This is a genomic window from Nitratidesulfovibrio liaohensis (assembly GCF_011682075.1).
Classification (GTDB): Bacteria; Desulfobacterota; Desulfovibrionia; order Desulfovibrionales; family Desulfovibrionaceae; genus Cupidesulfovibrio; species Cupidesulfovibrio liaohensis.
The window spans coordinates 1-1,173 of sequence record NZ_VSMK01000597.1 but is presented as its reverse complement, the minus strand read 5'-3'; the positions used below and the strand labels follow the sequence as shown (position 1 = coordinate 1,173).

At 69.3% G+C, this 1,173-nt stretch carries 2 protein-coding genes; both read left to right on the top strand.

Features of this window, described 5'->3' with window-relative positions; genetic code table 11:
• On the top strand, positions 1–561 hold a 561-nt coding region (locus FVW27_RS16465; protein ID WP_167127214.1), incomplete at its 5' end, for an ATP-binding cassette domain-containing protein.
• A 4-nt stretch (positions 562–565) separates the two neighbouring features.
• The coding region (locus tag FVW27_RS16460) for an ABC transporter substrate-binding protein (protein ID WP_243838523.1) at positions 566–1,173 on the top strand (608 nt) is incomplete at its 3' end.

The following is a 1,173-nucleotide window of genomic DNA, read 5'->3' as shown; positions in this document are numbered from 1 at the left end:
GCCCTGGCCCAGGGCGCGGACACCCTGCTGCTGGACGAGGCCACCGCCGGGCTGGACGTGGCCCGCGCCCTGGACATCCTGGATCTGCTGCACGCCCGCCACCGGGCCGGGGCGCGCATCGTGGCCGCCGTGCACGACCTGAACCTGGCAGCCCTGTACTGTACCCGCCTGATATTCCTGAAACATGGACGTGTGGTGGAAGACGGTCCGGTGGAGCGAACCTTCACCGCCGCAGTACTGTCCGAGGTGTACGAAACTCCGGTGACGGTGCAGCCCCACCCGGTCACCGGCAAACCGCAGGCCTGTTACGTGCCCGGAGCATTCCGGGCGGACATGCACACAGGGCTGCCCGCAACCCCGACGGAGCGGATCACGGCAGGCGCGACAAGACGCAAGTACCCGCTTCACTATCCGGATGTGCCGCCACAAGAGCCTGCATTGTCACTGTCCGGCTTTTCCGGACACGCGCATCCCCACCCCGCAACGCCCCCGGCCCACTGCGACGAACCCGAAATTTCCGCACAGACCCAGCCTCGTTCCATGGGCACACAGGATGACTGACCGCATGCATTCCTTCGTTCATCAGGCCGCCTCCGTGACGGCAACGTCCTTCCATCGTCCGTACCGGACACTGGTCGTGACCCTGCTCCTGCTTGCCACGCTGGCTATCACCGCTGCCGCGCCCGCCGCCCGCGCCGGACAATCAGGTGAACAATCGGGGGGACAACAGGGCGGGCAGGCGGGCGGACCGGTCTCCATCACCGACGATACGGGGCGTGAAGTGCGCCTGCCCCACCCAGCCCGGCGCATCGTGGCCCTGTACGGCGCGTTCAACGAACTGCTGGCGGCCATGGGCCTGACCGACCGTATAGCAGCCCGCACCGCCGCCGACGAGGAACCCGCCGCCATCCGCGCCCTGCCGGTCATCGGCACGCACATGCGCCCCAGCCCGGAAATGGTGGCCGCCGTGGCCCCGGACCTGGTGTTGCAGATGGAAGGCCGCCGCGAGGCGGGCGAGGCCGTGGAAGGCCTGCGCGCCCTGGGCATTCCCGTGGCGGTGTTCCGCGTGGGATCATTCGATGAACTGTTCGGCGTGCTGCGCCGGATGGGCACCCTGACCGGCGAACCGCAACGCGCCGCCGCGCTGGAAGCGGCCCTGCGCGCCCGGCTGGA